The sequence below is a fragment of the Brachyspira catarrhinii genome (assembly GCF_005518285.1).
In the GTDB taxonomy this organism is placed as follows: Bacteria; Spirochaetota; Brachyspiria; order Brachyspirales; family Brachyspiraceae; genus Brachyspira; species Brachyspira catarrhinii.
This window is the reverse complement of record NZ_SJDU01000594.1, coordinates 1-1,016: the sequence shown is the minus strand read 5'-3', so window position 1 is coordinate 1,016 and position 1,016 is coordinate 1. Positions and strand designations below refer to the sequence as shown.

Below are 1,016 nucleotides of genomic sequence, written 5' to 3'. Positions count from 1 at the left end.
TAAACATTCATATTACAAATATAATAATAATTTCCCGACTCGGCTCTTAAAGTTATAGTCCATAGATTATTCGAATAAATCATAGGATATCTTAAACTGTCGAAACCCAATTTATCGGAGGTAAACATGACTTCTCTTGCCATATCGTTGCTGTAGAAAAAAGTCACCGTTCCGTCAGAATTGTAAAGAGGATTTTTATCGTAAAAGCCTATATCTTTATCCAAAATAAAATAGCTCACTTCTTGATTATTGTCATCGTATTCCGTATTCGAGTTCAAAGGGTCGTTAATCCAAACTCCGTTCACTCTGTATCTGTAGCTGTATTTTCCCGCTTTCAAAGGAACTTGCCATAAATAATAAAAAATTCCGTAAGAGTTTTTGATTAAAGGAATGCTGTCTTCCCAATAATTGAAATCGCCAGAAACTTCAACCGAATCGTAATTTTCCGCAAAAGTAAATAAAACGCCATCCTCTACCACTCTCGGAGGCATAACATCCTGTATATTATAATATTTTAGAATTTCCATTTGATTCATTCTTGCTTCATGCTGTTCAATCGTTTCTATATCTCTATCTCCGCAGGATACGATAAAAGCGAATATTAAAAATGGAATTATTTTTTTCATTAATTAACCTTTTATATTTAATTTAATTTCCGAATTTTCTTTATTTTCATTTTTATTTGAAGATTTATTTGCATTTGAATCTACATTTCCTTTAGAAACTTTTTCTTCGACTACAACCCAAGCCTCTTTCAATTCTTTAAGATATTTTATGACTTCCAACACTGGAGGTTTTGTTTTTGAAATATTTCCTTCCGTCAATTTTTGATTCATATAAGTATAAATTGACGCCAATCTGTTCGCTATTTCGCCCGCTTCGTAATTTAGAGATGATAAAAGTTCGTATATTATTTCTTGCGCCTTAACTATATTAATATGAACTTGTTCCGTTCCATGTTTTTTATCCATAGAAGCGCAAGCCTCTTTTATCCATAGAACCGCAAGCCTCTTCCA

2 protein-coding genes are annotated in these 1,016 nt (G+C 32.2%); both read right to left on the bottom strand.

Annotated elements, in window-relative coordinates:
* Nucleotides 1–626 (bottom strand): early set domain-containing protein (locus EZH24_RS12520; RefSeq protein ID WP_137999382.1); only part of this gene is annotated, 626 nt, incomplete at its 3' end.
* Nucleotides 627–629: 3 nt separating this feature from the next.
* A partial coding sequence (locus EZH24_RS12515) for a flagellar export chaperone FliS (RefSeq protein ID WP_137999381.1) occupies nt 630–1,016 on the bottom strand: 387 nt, incomplete at its 5' end.